This window comes from Dawidia cretensis (assembly GCF_018598175.1).
In the GTDB taxonomy this organism is placed as follows: domain Bacteria; phylum Bacteroidota; class Bacteroidia; order Cytophagales; family Cyclobacteriaceae; genus Ohtaekwangia; species Ohtaekwangia cretensis.
In genome coordinates, this window is the sequence record NZ_JAHESE010000041.1 from 1 (window position 1) to 17793 (window position 17793).

Consider the following 17793-nt stretch of genomic DNA (forward strand, 5'->3'; position numbering starts at 1 on the left):
CCCCCGGATATCACCCCCCCAAAGTGGGGGGGCCGGGTGAGTTGTTTATTTGCGCCTGTGGTCGTCCCTCAATGTATCGGGGGGCCCCCGGCGGCCGGGCGGGGCCGGCCCGGCCTTCGCCACGATGAATCTTATGGTTGAGGTATTTCTTCTTGTCCCAGGCATAACATGCCTTCATGGACATGGTAGTTTCTTCGTCGGCCGCCGCGTCGTCTACAATGTAGAGCGCACCTTGATTAGCTTTGAGGTATTTCACCAGGTTGCCGATGATCTCGTCGGCCAACTTGTTGAGGTCGGTATTGTTGGTACGAAGAATCTCACCAAACTTGGCTTGTCCTTCGGTTGCCCAGTTACGCTTTTTGTCATCTTCGGCAACTTTCGCGAGATTGTCGCGCATGTTGATCAGGGCGTTACCCAGTACGTCGTGCTCGCTCAACGGCTGAAATTCCATCTGGTAGTTGCCGTTACCGATGTTTTCGGCAAAGAGACTGGTCGATTTCAGGCCTGTTACCAGGTTGTCCATGGCCACGGCCATTTCGCCAATCTCGTCATTGCTGACATTGGCTTGCTTGTCTTCTACCAGCTCGCCACGGCCGAGCTTGACCACTACGTTCTTGAGGAAATTTACGGGACGAGTGATAGCACGCATCAGGAATATGGCACTCACAATCGCGATCAGGATAATGCCGACGCCGAGCACGACTGTAAAGGTCTTCAGGCTAGCGATCGAATCAATCACCTCATCGTTCGAAGCAGCTGTGATAAGTGCCTGTTGTTTGTCAAGATGGTCCAGACGACGGATGAGGTCAGACGTACGCGGAATGATCTGGCTTTCAATAACATCTTCGGCCAGCAGCTTGGTGATGGGATCTTCGTAGTTCTCAAACGACTGAAGCGGAGCCATGATGGACTCCTTCTGGATGTTGATGAGTGTATCGAACTTGAGGAACACGGTATCCATGGCGCGGCGCTGCTCTTCCGCCTCCCACAAGGGCATTAGCTTTGAGAGTTTGTCGTATACGGCGGGATAGTCGGTCTTTTGAAGTTGCTTGAGGGCCTCTTTGTCTTCCTGGTTGGTTTGCAGGTACACCCAGTTGGTCACCAGCATTTTAGATCGAGTTACCAGGAGCTTGAATTCTTTAATGGCTTCCTGAGAAGGACGATAGTTTTCGTTAGAGCTCTTGATAACGCTATCAATCGCGTTACCCTTCAAAAAAATGAGGACAACAACGAAAATAAACAGTACAATCAGGATGCTGAAACCACCGAGTATCTTGTTGCCGATGGTTAATCGAAGACGCAACTTCTTCTGTTCTTTTTCTTCCATAGGTTAGTTTAGATCATGATGCCCAGCCGGGTCAGCTCGTTGCTGACCTTTAAGTTTTGCCTATTTACTGCCGCCTGGTTTAGTTCGAAAGCCAATTTACCGTCTTTGACGATAAAGTTTATGTCGCTGCCTTTAATGCCAAGCCCCGGCTCTTCGGTCACGATGAGAATTGGCTGGGAGGCAACTTTGGCCAACACGTTATCGATCTGCGTCGACTTGTGCGAAGGCACGTAGAGGATATGGCACCGGCGAATCTCGCCCGGGCTACTGATCCTTGTCACCTTGATGGTGCGATCACCTCCTACTTTTTTAGCGGCTGCCATGTTCTTCAGCTCGTCGTAGATGGGCGAGTCGCCCAGCACCAGGATTTCAAAGTCGCCCTGGTTGTAGGCATCCGGCCATTGCACGTAGCGTGTGAAGCTGTAAATGAAAACGGATTGGAACTTGTGTGTTTGCGTGAATCCCGGCAGAAAGGCAAAAAAGAAGAGTAGAGTGGATAGAGTCTTTCTCATGCTTTGGTAAGTATACTGCTTCTTTGATATGCTTGCAAAAATATGCCCGTTCATAATCTAAAATGTTTAAAATTTCGCTGATTTCTAACGTCTGGTGGGTATTGCAAGAAGTTAGTCAATTTTTAGGACCACGCAATTCCCGGCATTTCTGATGATGCCTGCAGATCGTCTACCTTTGGTGTAAAGCAAAGCGGATGCCATCCGGGCCACCAACCGCTGCTTTCATTCAGCAGATAGTATGTTCATACGAGTATTGATTAAAGTTACTAAATCGTCCGGATGTGGAAAATTTCTTTTGTAACGCGTTTTAACACGATGGCTTTCTTAAAAATCTGGCAATAAGCGTACAGAAGGTACGTAATGCTTACCCGCAGCAATCCACCGTATGGGCTTGCGGTTGGTGGTGTGTCCGATGGTAAAATCTAATGGATAATCCTTAGCTTCGCAAAATTTTCAATAGTCGTGCAGTACGATGTTATAATTATTGGTGCAGGGGCCGTGGGGCTTGGCACCGCAGTGCAAATTCTTCGTCAGCAGCCGAAGGCCCGGGTGGTGGTGGTCGAGAAGGAAACGGCAGTGGCCCGTCACCAGACCGGCAACAACAGCAATGTCATCCACTCGGGTATTTATTACAAGCCCGGAAGTTTGAAGGCTCGCAACTGTATTCATGGTTATGAGCTGCTTCTGGACTTCTGCCGCGAGCACGACATACCGCATACCCTGTGCGGCAAAGTAATTGTTGCAACAGAAGAAAATGAGCTGCCATTGCTTCAGAACATCTTCGACCGTGGCCAGCAGAATGGCCTGGCTGGTTTAAAGATGCTGACCGGTGACGAGGTGCGCGAGTATGAACCCCACGTAGCGGGTATTGCGGGCATCCATGTGCCGCAAACCGGCATTGTCGATTACCGGGTGGTGGCCGAGAAGTACGCCGACGTGATCCGTCGCCAGGGTGGCGAGATTAAACTGGGCGAGAAAGTGGTTGACATCCGCACGAGCCACGAAACGGTAGACGTTGTGACATCTGCCGCTACCTACACGGGCAAGCTGGTGGTGAACTGCGGCGGTTTGTATTCCGATACACTCGCGCGTCTCACGACGCCTGGTCTAAACGTTCGCATCATTCCCTTCCGTGGCGAATACTATAAGCTCAAAAAGGAAAAGGAATACCTGGTCAAGACACTTGTTTACCCGGTGCCCGATCCAAACTTCCCATTCCTGGGCGTTCACTTCACGACGATGCCCGGCGGCGGCGTAGAGTGCGGGCCCAATGCGGTACTGGCGTTCCGACGGGAAGGCTATACTAAAACGGCGATCAACCTGCCGGAACTGGGCGAGACGTTAGCCTGGCCTGGATTCCGGAAGATCGTGGCAAAATACTGGCAGACCGGTATGGGCGAGATGTATCGTTCCTGGTCGAAGGCCGCTTTTACCAAAGCGCTGCAAAAGCTCATGCCCGAGATTCGCGAAGAAGATTTAGAAACAGGTGGCGCGGGTGTACGTGCGCAGGCTTGCGATCGCACGGGGGGGCTACTCGATGACTTTATGATCCTGGAGGAAGCCCGTGCGATACACGTGTGCAATGCGCCGTCGCCGGCAGCAACCTCTTCCCTCTCCATTGGCGAAACAGTTTCACACTTAGCGTTGAAAAGACTTTAGGCCGTATAGGCCCTGACATGAAGAAGCCTTCCGTTGTTGCGGAAGGCTTCTTTGTTTTATGCCGGTTAGTTGTTAGAACTGATCGGGCCATACCTCCCACGCCAGGCTGTCGCGCAATACGCGCAGCTCGTCTTTGGCGGTGTTGGAGATCGGTGCAATGAAGACAGAGCCAAACGGCTGCTGGCTAAGGTACATTTGACCGCCCGTGCGGTTCTCGGCCAGCGACGCCATGTATACCCGGTGGATGACGTTGTTCAGACTGGCGGCAGAGAAGCCCGAGTCGAGAAACATGCGTACGTTTAACAGGTCGTTGTCGACCGGCACCGTGACATAACGGGTTTTGCTTGCGCTTAGCTCGAGGGTTTGCAACAGGCTGTTGTTTGAGAAGTCGATGTACGTGGGGGATATAGCAAAGGCATTGCCGAAATTCAACAAATTGGGAACGTGATCCAGGGTGATGTCGGCCAGGTTGCCATAGCTATAATAGAAGCCCAGCGATTCGATGTCGTTCAGGTCACCCGTAACGCTGACAAAGTAGTACCCAGGACCATCGTACAAATGGGTCAAATAGCACCCACAGTTCGTTACTTCAATGGGGGAACCATCACCCCAATCGATCGAGAGGTCGGCGTCGGTAGCGCCCAGGCTTATCTGTATTTCGTCCTGTCCATTTGTAACAAAGGTGAGTGCCGGCTCCAGGTTGATGTTAAGCACGCGGCCCTTGAGCTCGTTTCGCAGTGCCGCCAGTGTGAAGGTCTTCACAACCTTTCGGAAGGCATCTGCTTTTACCACCAGCGAGTAGAGTTTGTCCGGCGCGCCGTGGAAGGCAATGCGGTCGGTTGCTTTTACAAGGGATTGGCGGTACACGGTGTCTTTTCCGTCGAGAACATATACGCGGGCAGCCTTCTCTGGCGTCGCGGCAGACCTTCTGCCATTCGCGGCCGGGGCGTTTAGTTGAATGGAAATACCGTCTGTGTCGGCTGCGTTCTTCACGCTCTCGTCTTCCTTGCAGCTTGAAAGTGTAATAGCGAGTGCCGCCGCGATGACGACACCATTTGTCCAGTTGATTTTCTTCATACGCTTGTTATTTGAGATGTTGGTTATATGCTAATGGGTGTGGGAAATCCTGTGTGGGGAGTGTACATGATCCTGTAAAAAAAAGGGCCTGACATTACTCCCACCCCACGTGCATGGTGGAGCGGGAGTTTTTTCGCGGCGATGCTAATCAATGTATCCCCATACTTCCCAGCCATAGGAATCGCGTAGCGTCCGCAGTTCCTGGAACGCCTGTTCCGCGGGATAGGGATACGCGATCAGGCTGGAGCCATACGGCGTGTCCGTCAGGTACAGCCAGCCACCCTGCACGTTGTTCGCCACGGCGTGTACGTACGTAGCGTGAATGATCTCACCCAGCGACACCTGCGAGAAACCGGTTTGGTAGACCAGGCTCACATCGTGTAACGGCGCGTGCTCGGGTAGTATAATTTTCTTCACATCGCTCACCGACAACTCAATGGAAGAGATCTGTGGGTTGTGGCTAAAATCAATTACCCCGGGGGTATCGGCAAAGGACATCGCGAATTGCCGGAGCGCTGGCACGTGATCGAGTGTTACTTCTAACGCGGAGCCATCACCATAGTAGAACTCCAGGCCATACAAGCTGCTTAGGTCGCTACCATAGATGCTGACAAAGAATTGACCTTCGCGTCCATAGGAATGCCCGATGTGGTTTGTGCCGTCGCGGATCGCCGAGATCGGCTGCACGTGATGGTCACCCCAGTCGATCAACAGGTCGGTGGCGGGGCCGTGCACGCGGAAGGCAACGTCGTTGCCCCAGCGGGTTACAAAGGTGAATGCCTGCTCGAGCGTCGCCGTCAATGGATCTCCTGCCAGGTCGGCAACGAGGTCTTGCAGGATAAATGGCCGGGTATACTTCCTATAACCGGGTTGCACCAGCACCAGTTCGTAGGGCCGCTCCATGTTGCCGATGAAGGCAATGTCGTGGGTACCCGCCGGCAGCGATTGGCTGTAGATCGTATCGACGCCGTCGACCACGTAAGCATGTGCGGCCGTGAGCACCAGCGTCTCCCCTTCCGGTTTGAATACCGACAGTTTGAAATACGGGAACGGCGCTACGGTGATGTTGAAGCTGACATAGCCAAAATCCTCGGGCGTATAGCCATCCGTAAAGGGAAGCACTTCTACTCCCAGCTCGGTCACGTCATCGTCGTACACCGTAAACGGTACAGGCAACGGGTCGTCCACCCACTGCGCCAACGGCGAGCCTTGTTTCGGGGTGGCGTACGACACCTGGCTGTCGGCCACAATAAACTCGGTAATCGTGTAATTGCCGGGCTCCAGCGAAAGCGGCTGGCTGATGACGTTGTCGCCTACGTTGATCAGCGTCACTTCCTTGAGATCATACACCACTTCACCGGCGGCATTTACCACGGAGACATACAGTGTTGCGCCCGAAGGCAAGGCGGAAGCTTTTCTTCCAGCGATGCCATCTTTACCCGACTGGGGCCGGATCGCAAAACGAACATCGCCCGGCCTGACCGAACTTTTCTCATCTTCCTGACACGACGGGAAGAGCATAGCGCATGCAAGCATGCTCAGACAAAAAAACCAACTGACTTTTTTCATACGATTTAGGGGTTGAATTTTAAGAGATATGCTGTATTAAAAGGGATTGCTAAAATTCATCCGGTGAGATGTTCCATCCATAGACATCGCGCAGGGCGCGCAGCTTTTCGAGCGCTTCGGGCGAAGGGGTTACGATCAACCTGGGCGGAGCCATGTACAACGTTACAAGCCCCAACGTGCCTACGGGCTGTCGCCCCTCTACCGCCGCCCGATAGGACACGTCGATGACATGGTCGAGTGAGCTCTGTAAAAAGGTATTGTTGTTCCCCATCAGAAGAATTTGACCCACGGTCGCATCTTCCGCCAGCACGATAGCGCGGGCGTTGGCCACGATCAACTGGATATCATCTATCTGGGGGTTATGGGTGAAGTCTACTACCGGAGGCGCCTGGGCAAACCCGAGCTCGAATTTTTTGAGCGCCGGCAGGTGGTCGAGCGTAATCTCATCTAACGATCCGAAATCATATGCGAATCCTAACTCGTCTATGTTGCTCAGGTCGTTTCCATATACACTGACAAAATAATGTTCCTGACTACCATCGTATTCATGCTCCGCATAGTTCTCCAGTTGTGGCTGGAGCGGCTCCACCGTACCATCGCCCCAGTCGACCGTCAGCTCATCCGTGGAGCTTCCGTAGAAACGGAAGGCAGCACCACGGTTGGACCACGTTACAAAGGTAAGGGCCGGCTGCAACGTAACGTCCAAGGCTCTTTTGCCCAGGCTTGCCAGACCATCTAACAATGTTGAGAGCGAAAAATACATGACATACCGGCTATACCCGGGCTGCTCCAATACCAACCGATAAATAGTCTGCATATCTCCGACAAACGCGATCTTGTTTGTACCGGCAGGCAACACCTCGCTGTAGATCGTATCGTCCCTCTCGAGGATATAAGCGTGCACCGGTATAAACTTAAACGCATCACCCGTCGGCGCGAACACCGAGAGGTTAAAATAGGGATATGGTGCCACCACGATGTCAAAACCGATGTAACCAAAGTCCTGGGGAGTATGGTCATCTTCAAAAGGCAATACCTGTACGTCCAGGCCGGCGATGGTGTTGTCCTGAACGGAAAACGCGATGGGCAACGGATCGTCCACCCATTGCGCCAGGGGCGAACCTTCCCTGGGTGTCACGTACGACACCTGCTCATTGGCCACCATGAACTCGGTCAACACATAGTCGCCGGTATTGAACGCCAGCGGTTCGCTGATGACATAGTCCCCCATGCTGACCAGGGTCACTTCCTTCAGATTGTAGATTTGCTCTCCGGCGGTGTTTTCGACGCTGACGTATAACCTGGCTCCTTCCGGGAGGCCTTGCGCTATCCGGCCGTTGGTACCGGCAGCCTTTTGTCGAAGTGTAAACCGAACGGTACCCGGCTTAGCTGGGCTTTTCTCGTCCTCCTGACAGGAAGACAATAACACGGCGCAGGCTACCAGGGTAAGACAAAAGAATCCATATATCTTCTTCATGATCTTGTCATTTTTAATATTGTATATTTTTTGTGCGCCGGTAGCATTAGAAGTTGCCCGGCTTGATGGTCCATTGATACTCGTCGCGCAGGATACGCAACTCTTCCAGCGCTTGTGCGGATGGCGGCGCTACAAAATCAACGGACTCTCCGTCTATATAGCGGTCCACGCTAAGCAGGCCACCGCGCACGCCGCTGGCTACGACCGAAGTATAGATGGCGTGCACCAGTTCGTTGAGCCCATCGGACGTCAGCGCTCCATCGGTAAAAACGACCTGGCTTACGTGGTTAGGTTCTGGCAGATAGACCGATTGGAATTCGCTATCGCTCGCGCTGATAGTCATGATCGCCGTGTTTTTGCGCAGGTCGAGTACCGTGGGCGTTGTCCTGGTGTACGTAGTGATACCCAAATTCAAGAGCGACGGCAAATGATCGAGGTTAAGCCGCTGGATGCCGGCCCAGGAATACACGTGGACCGTCGAAACTTCCTCGAGGTCACCGGTAATACTAACCACCCGGTGCCTGACAACGTCGTACTCATGCGGAACATCGGTGCTATACCCCAGGTCACTTCCGTATACATCACGGGTACCGTCTCCCCAGTCCACCGACACTTCACCGCGCCATCCCTCCAGGTGCATACCAGAGAAATTCCAGCCGTTGTCGTCCGACACAATCGTAACGGCCGGTTTCATCGTAACAGCCCAGGGTTCGCCTTGCAGCCTGTTAAGCAAACTATCCAAGACAAAGCTTTGCGCGTATACACCATACGTTTCATCTTCCAGCACGAGCGTGTAGGCCTTGCTGCGATCACCCACAAAGGCAATTTCATGCGTACCGGGCGGCAGCGCCTTATTCACGAGCGTATCGGCACCGTCGAGTAGGTACGCGTGTGCCGCATCGAGCACGGGGCCACCGGGCCCCGGTTTAAAGACAGCCAGGCGGAAGTAAGGATAAGGCACCACCTTTACGCCAAAGGATACATAACCAAAGTCTTCGGGTGTAAAACGCTCTTCATTAAACGGCAGGACCTGAACTTCCAGCCCCGTCAGGATTCCGTTTGACACCGCAAAGGGTATCGGCAACGGGTCGTCTACCCACTCGGCAACCGACGAACCTTCCAGCGGCGCCGCGTAGGTACCACTCCCACCATTGGAGATGATAAACTGCGTAACCGTATACTCGCCAGGAGGTAATGTTACCGGCTCGCTGATGACGTAGTCGTTTAGGATGGCAATGGGGATCTCCTGCAGGTCGAATACTACGTCGCCGTTAGCTTTTAACACCGTGACGTAGAGTTTCCCACCCGGGGGCAACACAGACGCCGCTCTGCCGCCCTTGCTGTCGAGCGGGCGCGAACGGATCGTAAAGCGTACATCGCCCGGCTTGATCGGGCTTTTTTCCTCGTCCTGACACGACGGAAAAAGGATAGCGCATGCAAACATGCTCAGATAAAAGATCCAACTGACTTTTTTCATACCATATAGGGGGGTTGGTTGTGTTGACGCTGTGAAGAGAAAGGAGTTAAAAGTTATTCGGGTAGATGTCCCACTGGAATATGTCGCGCAGTACCCGTAGCTCCGCCTTTGACCGGGGAGTGAGTGGTGCGATCAATTCATAGGTAGCTTGTAAGCCAATGTAGAGCCCGCCGTAATCGATCCGGTTATTTGTTGCCGACCGGTATGCCTGGTGAATAAGATCCTGAAAGCCTTTTTCGGAATACCGCGAGTTGTCGAGGATGTTAACCAGTGTAAGCGGTGCATTCGCGGAGAACAGCATGTTCTGGACATCGGTCCTGCTGACATCGATGAAGGCGATGAAAGGATTCTGCCTGAAATCGAGGATGCGTGGCGTGGACACATTGTGCATAGAGAAGTTCTGCAAGGAAGGCAGATGCTCAAGATTGATCTCCCGCGTGGGACCGTCCTCGTAAAAACTGAGGACACCGATGTTTCCAAGATCGCCTACAATACGCACGGCATACTCACCGGTGGCTGCGTAGCTATGTGAGATGCCTTCCATCGGCTCGCCGTTGATCACTTCCTGCGTGCCGTCGCCCCAATCAATAGAAAGCTGTGTGAAGGGTCCGTAGGGAAAAAACCGAAAGGGAACTTGTCCGCCACGTAAGGCGGTGAACGTAAATTCGGGTGTTACGGCTCCGGCGCGGCCGTGTGCGCCGCTACGTTCAGTAAGGGGTGCGTTGTCCTGTGCCGTTTCCGGCTGTACTTCTTCCTGGCAGCCCAACAACAGGATCGTAAACATAAACATGCAAAAAGAAAGGAACCAACTATTTTTTTTCATAACATACTAAGAGGGTAATTTTTAAAAAATATAGAACACTCACGCGCGTATTTCGCGCGTGCCAAAAGGACTAGCATGAGAAAAGAGCATGCAGTAGCCGTCACAGCACATTGTGTGTGTGTGTGTGCTGCTTGCCCTTTTATGGCAAATAGGTAATCTGTTTACAGACCCTGCGGAGAAATTCGGTGTAGGACAGGGTCCTCTTCCGGCGTTAGGAAGGCCTTGGCGGGTGAAACAAGATTAAGATGCCGACTATAGCTTTTCATATTATAGGGGATTAAAGTATTATCGATTGCTGCTATTACGCATCGAAGGAAGAGAGACGCTATGGCATATCTATATACTGCTATTTCCTCCTATGAGGAAGCGTTTCTACAACCAGTCTATATGCGAGAGACTCCCGGGAAGATCTATCAACGTTCTTACACTTCAACACTTTCTTGCTGGCATCTCAACGGGAGTATGTAAATGTATCACTAATTGCCGTCAATTGTTAACCCGGCTAAAGAAAAAATATTTAGGAAATGTAATGGAAGGCCCCGCCCCCATGGATGTGGGGTGGAGCCTTCCATTACGTACATCATATACGTTGTAACAATACCTTAAAATTCCAGTGGCCATATTTTCCAACCGATCACTAAAGAGAACATCGAAGTGGCGCAGCCCTGGATTATACCGGCGCGCTAAAATTCATATGGCCAAATGAACCATCCATACCAGTCGCGTAGCTCACGTAGCATCGCCAGGGACTCTTCCGTCACGGGCGCCGGAAATCCGCCACTGCCACCGGGGATTAAACTGAGATACAGGGACCCCGTATATCCACGTTCAATTTGCCCCAGATAAGCAGCGCGTATGGCGGCATTCAACGTAGACTCGGAAAATCCTTCATTGCCGACCACGTCTACATGACTCAGTCGCGCACCTTCCGGCAAATCGAACGAGCGGACATCACTATAGGGCAATGAAATCTCTTCGATCAGGGGATTGTGTCTGAAATCCATATATGCCGGCGATTGTGTCTCTACTGCCGCAAACATTCGAAGGTTAGGCAGGTTTACCAGGGAGATTTCCGTGGTGGCTCCATAGCCGTAGTACGATTTCAATTCCGTGATACTCTCCAGATTGCCATAGATGCTGACAAAGTGCAGCAAATGACCATCTTCATAGACATGCTCCTGGATTCCGATGGGTTCCACCACGCCATCGCCCCAATCAATCATCAGGTCTGCGTCACCAACCAGCTCAAAAATATAGGTATAACCGCCGTGATGCACCGAGGTGAATGTCAATGCGGGTGTGAGTGTTACCGAAAGCGGCGCACCGTCCAATGTCGCCAGCAGCTCGCTCAGCACAAATGTCTGGGTATAGCGACGGTAAGAAGGCTGCGTCAACGACAAGGTATAGGTCCGCGAGGGATCGCCGAAAAAAGCAATATACTGCGTACCCGCAGACAGCGTTTGTTTATAGACTGTATCGATGCCATCGAGTATACACGCGCGCACCGGCGAGAACACGAGGGCATGGGCGCTGTCATGCGCAAACACCGAGAGTCTGAAGTACGGAAAGGGTGCGACATCGACGCGAAAGGTAACATAGCCAAACTCCCCGGCACTGTGCTCGCCGACGGCCAGTACCTGTACATCCAGGCCCGTGACGGCATTTTCCGTGACGGAAAATGATACCGGTAGCGGATTTGCTACCCAGCGTGCCAATGGCGAGTCTTGTTTCGGCGTGGCATACAAGGTATTACCGGCGGTATCTGCTATCAGGAAGTCTTTCAGCGTGTACTCTCCGGGCGGCAACAGCAGCGGCTCGCTGACATATTCACTCCCCAGTGTAATTAAGGTGATCTGTTTCAATGTATATACATCGTGACCACCCGCATCTGCGATCGTAACGTACAACGATACACCGGCAGGCAGGGTGCCCCCCACCCGACCGTGATTGGCATTGGCCACGGCACGGGCATCGATTGTAAAACGTACATTTCCAGGCTGCGTCGGACCTTGCGCCTCGTCCTGGCAGCCTGTAACGAGGGCAGCCAGGGCGAGTAACATGACAAACGAAATCCAATGATTGCTTTTTTTCATACGATATGGGTTTAGTGTGAAAATGGTTATTGGAGAAACGTTATGCCCGCGCGCTAAAATTCGTATGGCCAAATAAACCATTCATGCACGTCCCGTAGTTCACGCAGCATCGCCAGTGACTCTTCGGTAACGGGGCCCACAAATCCCCCGGTCCCGTCGGACATCACACTGAAGTATAGATAGCCCTCGTATCCATACGTCATTTGTCCTCGGTAGGCAGCACGAATGGCAGCGCTCAGCGATGCTTCCGACGTCCCCGCGTTGCCGACCAGGCCGACAATACTCAGCCGCGCATCTTCCGGCAGATCGAACGAGCGGATATCACTATGGGGAAATGAAAGCAAGCTGATCCTTGGGTTGTGTCTGAAATCCACGTATACGGGCGATCGTGTCTCTTCTGCCGCGAAGATCAGAAGATTGGGCAGGTTCACCAGCGAAATTTCCGTCGTGGCCCCATACCCGTACGATTCCAGTGCCGTAATACTCTCCAGGTCACCATAAATACTGACAAAATGCAGCATCTGATTATCGGTGTAATAATGCACAACGGATCCGGACATGGTGGTCATCATCGGCTCCACAACACCATCACCCCAGTCGATCGCGAGGTCTGCCACATTGCCCTCCAGCCGGAAAGTATAGAAGTAAGTACCATAGGCGGTGAACGTCAACGCAGGCGTAAGTGTCGCCGAAAGCGGCGCGCCGTCAAGCGCCTCCAGCAGTTCGCCCAGCACAAACGTCTGGCTATGCTGGCGATACGAAGGCTGCGTCAGCGACAAGGTATACGTCCGGGAAGGATCGCCGACAAAAGCAATATCCTGCGTACCCGCCGGGAGCGACTGTTTATAGATTGTATCCGTTCCATCCAGTATACAGACGCGCACCGGTAAGAACACCAGGGCATTAGTGCTGTCGTAGGCAAACACCGAAAGCCTGAAGTATGGAAAGGGCGCGACATCGACATGGAAGGTAACATAGCCAAATTCATCGGCGCTGTATTCACCAATGGCCAGCACCTGCACATCCAGCCCCGTAATAGCGTCTTCGCCTACCGAGAATGACGCCGGCAAGGGATCGGTAATCCACGCGGCCAACGGCGAGCCTTCTTTGGGCGTGGCATAGAGGGTGTTACCGGCAGCGTCCGTAACCAGGAATTCTGTCAGTGTATACGCGCCGGGCGCCAGCAGCAGCGGCTCGCTGACATACTCGCCGGCCAGGGCAAGCAAATTGATCTGCTTCAGTGTATATACATCGTGGCCACCGGCATCCGCGATCGTTACATATACCGATGCACCGGCTGGCACGACCGCTCCGATCCGGCCGTGACTGGCATCCGCCACCGCACGGGCATCGATGGTAAAGCGTACATTTCCCGGCGTGACCGGGCCTTGTGCTTCATCGCGACATCCCGAAACCAGGACCGTCAGTATAAAAAGCACCACGAACGAAATCCAACTATTGTTTTTCATTTGAACTAGATTAGGGTTGACACGTGCGATCGGTATCCTGCTAAAAATTGACAGGGTCAATGTACCAATCATAATAATCGCGCAAGATGCGAAGCTCGTCCATCGCCTCGGGCGACGGCGGGCCAATGAACGTCGTCATGGAGACCGGAAAGCTGTGCGCCACGAACGCGCCATGTATGTGATTATAGTGCACGGCAGTGGTATATAAATGATGGATCATGGCATTGAGCGACGGTACCGAAAAATCAAAATTGCCGAATATCGAAACCTCGCGTACTTTCGGATTATGCGACAGGTCCAGCTCCACAATGTCACTGACGGCAACTTCAATACGTTCCAGGGCGGGGTTGTGCGAGAAATCTACCGTGGGCGGCGTGTGCGCAAAGGTCGCTACGAAGTCTTTTAGTCCGGTCAGATATTCCAGCGAGATCTCGGAGGTGCTGCCGAGGTCGTAAACAAACGCCACCCGTTCGATTTTATTCAACGTGGCGCCGGAGATGCTAACGAAGTGGCTTACCCGGCTCTCATAGACATGTTCCGGATCGCCCTCGCTTGCGTGCTGGGTAATGATCTCTTGCGTGCCGTCGCCCCAATCTATATACAGGGTGTCGATATCGCCTTGCAATTGGAAGCTAACTTCGTGGTACGTTAACCGGAAGGTAAAGGCGGGCTCCAGCCAGACGGTATGCGGCCCTCCGGCCAGCGAGGCTAGCAAATCACCCAGGATAAATGTCTCCGTGTACTTTTTATACGACGCCTGGATCACGACCAGCGTATAGGTGCGGGTCAGGTCGCCGTCAAACAGGATGGCCTCGGGCGCCGCACTGACGTGCTGACGATAGATGGTGTCCGCACCGTCGAGAATGTATACCTGTGCCGGTGAAAAGATGAAGCCCGTGGGGGTTGGTTTAAATACCGCCAGCCGGAACGACGTTCCGGGTACGATGCCTACCTGGAACGTGAGATAGCCGAACGCCGCCGGTGGATACGCACTCGTTGACACCACCTGTACGCTCAATCCGGTAATGGCATTGTCGTTCACGCCAAAGGCCAGCGGCAACGGGTCGTCCACCCACCCGGCCATATCCGAGCCTTCTTTGGGTGTGGCATAAATCACCTCATCGGCCACATTGACGACCAGGAAGTCAGTCAGATCGTAATGACCCGGCGGCAGCGACAGGGGCTCGCTGATATACGCGTCGCCCATCTTCAGCAACGTGACATGCTCCAGGGTATATACATCGCCACCACCTGCCTCCTGAATGCTGACATAGAGGGAAGCGCCTTCGGGTAGCGATGCGGATATGCGCCCGCGGGGATCGGTGGCGGGATTGATCGTAAAGCGAACGTTACCAGGTTTGGTCGGCTGCTGCTCATCGCTACATCCCGACACGAATGCCACCAGTATAAAATATAGAAGCCAGTATTTTGTTTTCATGTATGACTCGTTATAAAGTTGTTCGTTATTAACACGGAATACCTATTGGTATATAATCCAGCCAAGCTCGCCCATATGGCCCAGCAGGTCCATGGCCTCGGGAGAAGGCGGTCCGAGAAGCCCTCCACGGCGATCCACCATTAAATTCAGCTCGCCCTGGTAGATCTGTTGCTCAAACGCATGGTCGTGTAGATTCTGAATCATTTGATTCAACACCGGTACAGGGATATCAACACTACCTTCCAGAACCAATTCTCTGATCAAAGGATTGTGAGAGATGTCAAAGTACCGTATGTCGGAGTACGATAGATTTAGAGCCTCCAGCTTAGGGTTGTGCGAAAGGTCGACCGAATCGGCTTCCTTTACATTTGAGATTCCGAAACGTCGTAACGCAGGCAAGGCGCGCAGGGCGAAGTTGTCGACTGAAGTATAGATGAAACTCAATCTATCCACAGCGGTAAGGTCACCCACCAGGCTTACATGATACCTCCCTGGCTGTGCATAGGTATGCTGTGGCGAATAGCTTATGTTGTCGCTATTGGGTCTTATTGCCTCTTCGGTGCCGTCACCCCAGTTTACGATAAACGGCTGTGTGGTCGCGCCGCTTGCGCTCATCTGAAACTGGAAGTATGGCAAATCATAGAATGCCGTAAACGTCAGCGCATCCTCCAACGTCACCTGTAGCGGCGCGCCATTCAGCTCGGCGAGAAGATCCGCCAGCACGAACGTGCGCGTATAGGTTTTGTATGACTCTTTCATCAGTACGAGCGTGTACGTCGATGCCATATCGCCGGCAAACGCGATGTCGTTGATGCTGGCCGGCAGGTAACGTTGAAGCAACGTGTCACCCTCGGACACCAGGTAGGCTTGTACCCGCGCGAACTCCGGACGGGTGCTTCCCGCGCGGAACACCGAGAGTTTAAAATACGGAACGTGCACTACTTCCACCGTAAAGGTGACAAAGCCGAACTGGCCTGGTTGATAGGGATCGGTCGGCAGCACTTGCACATCGACACGGGCAATGGCATCATCGCTCACGGTAAACGCCTGCGGCAGCGGATCGTCCACCCAACTGGCCATTTCAGAACCTTCTTTGGGTGTGGCATACACGACGTTGCCGTCGCTATCGGCCACCAGAAAATCGGTAAGCTCATAGTCACCGCCCGACAGGGCCAGCGGCTCGCTGATATACTCGCCGCCCAACGTGAGCAATCGCACCGGCTCCAGATTGTATACTTCTTCGCCGCCAGCGTACCGGATGCTGACGTGTAGCGAGGCGCCTTCCGGAAGCGACGTTGCCTGGCGCCCCTGACTGTCGGACACTCTCGGGTTCAATGTAAAGCGAATAACACCCGGTTTCACAACGGCGTCTTCGCGGCAGCCTGCTGGGAAGAGCGCTAACAGTAATACGGTTACTAACCAATTTGTATTTTTCATCGTGTAAATTTTGGCAGGTTAATTGGGATCAGGGAGGACGTTCCAGCCGAGGTTGTTTTTCAGATCCCGTAATAATTCTATGGCTTCCGATGAAGGCGGGCCAATGATGCTACTTTCGCCGCCTTCCAGGTTGACATATCCCTGCTCCAGGGTCAGCTCAAAAGCGTGCTGATGCAGGTCCGCGATCACCTGATCAAGCAGTGCGGTGGAAATGTCATCGGAACCTATTAGCTCCAGCCCGATTATTTGTGGATTGTTGCTGATGTCGAAATAGCGCACGTTTGAGTAAAACAAACTGAGCACCTCTAGCTTCGGGTTGTGTGACAGGTCGAGGGAGTCGGCGCCAAAGTCATATCCCGAACCTGTGCCCAGGCTTCTCAGGTTAGGCAAAGCGTTCAAAAAAATTTGGTCGCTGGCGCCAAAGCCAAATACCAACCCCAGTCGCCACAAAACGTCCAGGTCACCCGACACGGACACATGATAATCTCCGGAGCCGGGGTAGATGTGATGGAATTCTATATATCCGTTGTCGGCCGTGTATTCCCCCACAGTGCCGTCGCCCCAGTCGATCGTAAACGAGCTTCCGGGCATACTTTCGGTCCAGAACTGAAAGAAGTCGAACCTGTAAAGCGCCGTAAAGGTCAGTGCCGGCTGCAACACTACCTGCAACGGTGCGCCATTCAGCTCCGCCACCAAATCTTGCAGCACAAACGTGCGCTGGTATGTTGCAAGCGCATTGCTCTGGATCACAAGCGTATAGGTCGCCTCAGGGTTACCCGGAAAGCGAATCGGCTGGTTACCCGCGGGCAGGTGGCGATGATACACGGTATCACCCTCCAGGAGTAAGTATACATATGCTGGCGTAAACACCGGCGCGGTACTATCCGCACGGAAAACGGCCAGTTGAAAGTACGGAAACGGCACAACGTCGATCTTAAAGGTGACATAGCCAAACTGTTCGGGCAGCTGTGCATCTGTCGGTAGCACCTGTACGTCTACTTGCGCAATGCCGTCATCGCTCACCGCAAAAGCTTGTGGCAGCGGATCGTCCACCCACGAGGCCAGCGCTGAGCCTTCTTTGGGTGTGGCATACACGACGTTGCCATCACCGTCGGCCACCAGGAAGTCCGTTAGCTCATAATTGCCGCCCGGCAATGCCAGGGGTTCGCTGATATACTCGTCGCCGAGCTTCAGCAATCGCACCGGCTCGAGCGAATACACCTCGTCGCCACTCACCCGCCGAATGCTGACATACAGCGAGGCGCCTTCGGGCAGGGATGTCGCGGTGCGGCCCGTTGTGGCTGACTTCGTCCGCAGGGCAAACCGTACGTTGCCTTCACCCGGCCGGGCCGGTGCCTGATCGTCGGAACAGTGCTGCCACAGAAGGGAAAGCACAAGGATACCCAAAATTCGAAAGATCTTTTTCATAGCATAT

13 protein-coding genes are annotated in these 17793 nt (G+C 53.3%); 1 reads left to right on the top strand and 12 read right to left on the bottom strand.

Annotation, left to right across the window (positions count from 1 at the left end):
- Positions 1 to 10: 10 nt before the first annotated feature.
- Both KK062_RS26285 and KK062_RS26290 read right to left on the bottom strand, forming a co-directional pair.
- Positions 11 to 1327, bottom strand: coding sequence for a HAMP domain-containing protein (locus KK062_RS26285; RefSeq protein ID WP_254087361.1), 1317 nt, complete (start codon positions 1325 to 1327; stop codon positions 11 to 13).
- A gap of 8 nt (positions 1328 to 1335) precedes the next feature.
- Positions 1336 to 1839: a YfiR family protein gene (locus KK062_RS26290; protein ID WP_254087362.1), complete on the bottom strand. Its 504-nt coding sequence runs from the start codon at positions 1837 to 1839 to the stop codon at positions 1336 to 1338.
- A 462-nt stretch (positions 1840 to 2301) separates the two neighbouring features.
- Here KK062_RS26290 and lhgD point away from each other — a divergent pair, with 462 nt between their 5' ends.
- Positions 2302 to 3498: an L-2-hydroxyglutarate dehydrogenase gene (gene lhgD, locus KK062_RS26295; protein ID WP_254087363.1), complete on the top strand. Its 1197-nt coding sequence runs from the start codon at positions 2302 to 2304 to the stop codon at positions 3496 to 3498.
- A 72-nt stretch (positions 3499 to 3570) separates the two neighbouring features.
- On the opposite strand, the gene KK062_RS26300 is transcribed toward lhgD, so the two are convergent.
- From KK062_RS26300 to KK062_RS26345, 10 genes are all read right to left on the bottom strand, one after another.
- Positions 3571 to 4575, bottom strand: a complete 1005-nt coding sequence (locus KK062_RS26300; RefSeq protein ID WP_254087364.1) for a hypothetical protein — start codon at positions 4573 to 4575, stop codon at positions 3571 to 3573.
- Positions 4576 to 4719: 144 nt separating this feature from the next.
- The gene (locus KK062_RS26305; protein WP_254087365.1) at positions 4720 to 6144 is read right to left on the bottom strand and encodes a hypothetical protein; all 1425 of its coding nucleotides are present in this window, start codon (positions 6142 to 6144) and stop codon (positions 4720 to 4722) included.
- A gap of 49 nt (positions 6145 to 6193) precedes the next feature.
- The gene (locus tag KK062_RS26310) at positions 6194 to 7621 is read right to left on the bottom strand and encodes a hypothetical protein (RefSeq protein ID WP_254087366.1); all 1428 of its coding nucleotides are present in this window, start codon (positions 7619 to 7621) and stop codon (positions 6194 to 6196) included.
- Positions 7622 to 7667: 46 nt separating this feature from the next.
- On the bottom strand, positions 7668 to 9098 hold the full coding sequence (locus KK062_RS26315; protein ID WP_254087367.1) for a hypothetical protein: 1431 nt from the start codon (positions 9096 to 9098) through the stop codon (positions 7668 to 7670).
- 46 nt (positions 9099 to 9144) lie between these two features.
- Positions 9145 to 9921 (bottom strand): hypothetical protein, encoded by a 777-nt coding sequence (locus KK062_RS26320; protein ID WP_254087368.1) that lies wholly within the window; start codon positions 9919 to 9921, stop codon positions 9145 to 9147.
- 683 nt (positions 9922 to 10604) lie between these two features.
- The gene (locus KK062_RS26325) at positions 10605 to 12014 is read right to left on the bottom strand and encodes a hypothetical protein (protein ID WP_254087369.1); all 1410 of its coding nucleotides are present in this window, start codon (positions 12012 to 12014) and stop codon (positions 10605 to 10607) included.
- 53 nt (positions 12015 to 12067) lie between these two features.
- Entirely contained in the window at positions 12068 to 13483 is a 1416-nt protein-coding gene (locus KK062_RS26330; RefSeq protein WP_254087370.1) for a hypothetical protein, read from the bottom strand.
- Positions 13484 to 13523: 40 nt separating this feature from the next.
- On the bottom strand, positions 13524 to 14921 hold the full coding sequence (locus KK062_RS26335) for a type 2 periplasmic-binding domain-containing protein (RefSeq protein WP_254087371.1): 1398 nt from the start codon (positions 14919 to 14921) through the stop codon (positions 13524 to 13526).
- 42 nt (positions 14922 to 14963) lie between these two features.
- Positions 14964 to 16358, bottom strand: a complete 1395-nt coding sequence (locus tag KK062_RS26340) for a hypothetical protein (RefSeq protein WP_254087372.1) — start codon at positions 16356 to 16358, stop codon at positions 14964 to 14966.
- Between the two features lie 18 nt (positions 16359 to 16376).
- Positions 16377 to 17786, bottom strand: coding sequence for a hypothetical protein (locus KK062_RS26345; protein ID WP_254087373.1), 1410 nt, complete (start codon positions 17784 to 17786; stop codon positions 16377 to 16379).
- Positions 17787 to 17793 lie beyond the last annotated feature (7 nt).

Excerpts from the sequence above, each read along its gene's own strand:
- KK062_RS26290 (WP_254087362.1), bottom strand. The coding sequence starts at position 1,839 with ATGAGAAAGACTCTATCCACTCTACTCTTCTTTTTTGCCTTTCTGCCG.
- KK062_RS26320 (WP_254087368.1), bottom strand. The coding sequence starts at position 9,921 with ATGAAAAAAAATAGTTGGTTCCTTTCTTTTTGCATGTTTATGTTTACG.
- KK062_RS26315 (WP_254087367.1), bottom strand. The coding sequence starts at position 9,098 with ATGAAAAAAGTCAGTTGGATCTTTTATCTGAGCATGTTTGCATGCGCT.
- KK062_RS26300 (WP_254087364.1), bottom strand. The coding sequence starts at position 4,575 with ATGAAGAAAATCAACTGGACAAATGGTGTCGTCATCGCGGCGGCACTC.
- KK062_RS26285 (WP_254087361.1), bottom strand. The coding sequence starts at position 1,327 with ATGGAAGAAAAAGAACAGAAGAAGTTGCGTCTTCGATTAACCATCGGC.
- KK062_RS26325 (WP_254087369.1), bottom strand. The coding sequence starts at position 12,014 with ATGAAAAAAAGCAATCATTGGATTTCGTTTGTCATGTTACTCGCCCTG.
- KK062_RS26335 (WP_254087371.1), bottom strand. The coding sequence starts at position 14,921 with ATGAAAACAAAATACTGGCTTCTATATTTTATACTGGTGGCATTCGTG.
- KK062_RS26345 (WP_254087373.1), bottom strand. The coding sequence starts at position 17,786 with ATGAAAAAGATCTTTCGAATTTTGGGTATCCTTGTGCTTTCCCTTCTG.
- KK062_RS26340 (WP_254087372.1), bottom strand. The coding sequence starts at position 16,358 with ATGAAAAATACAAATTGGTTAGTAACCGTATTACTGTTAGCGCTCTTC.
- KK062_RS26310 (WP_254087366.1), bottom strand. The coding sequence starts at position 7,621 with ATGAAGAAGATATATGGATTCTTTTGTCTTACCCTGGTAGCCTGCGCC.
- KK062_RS26305 (WP_254087365.1), bottom strand. The coding sequence starts at position 6,144 with ATGAAAAAAGTCAGTTGGTTTTTTTGTCTGAGCATGCTTGCATGCGCT.
- KK062_RS26330 (WP_254087370.1), bottom strand. The coding sequence starts at position 13,483 with ATGAAAAACAATAGTTGGATTTCGTTCGTGGTGCTTTTTATACTGACG.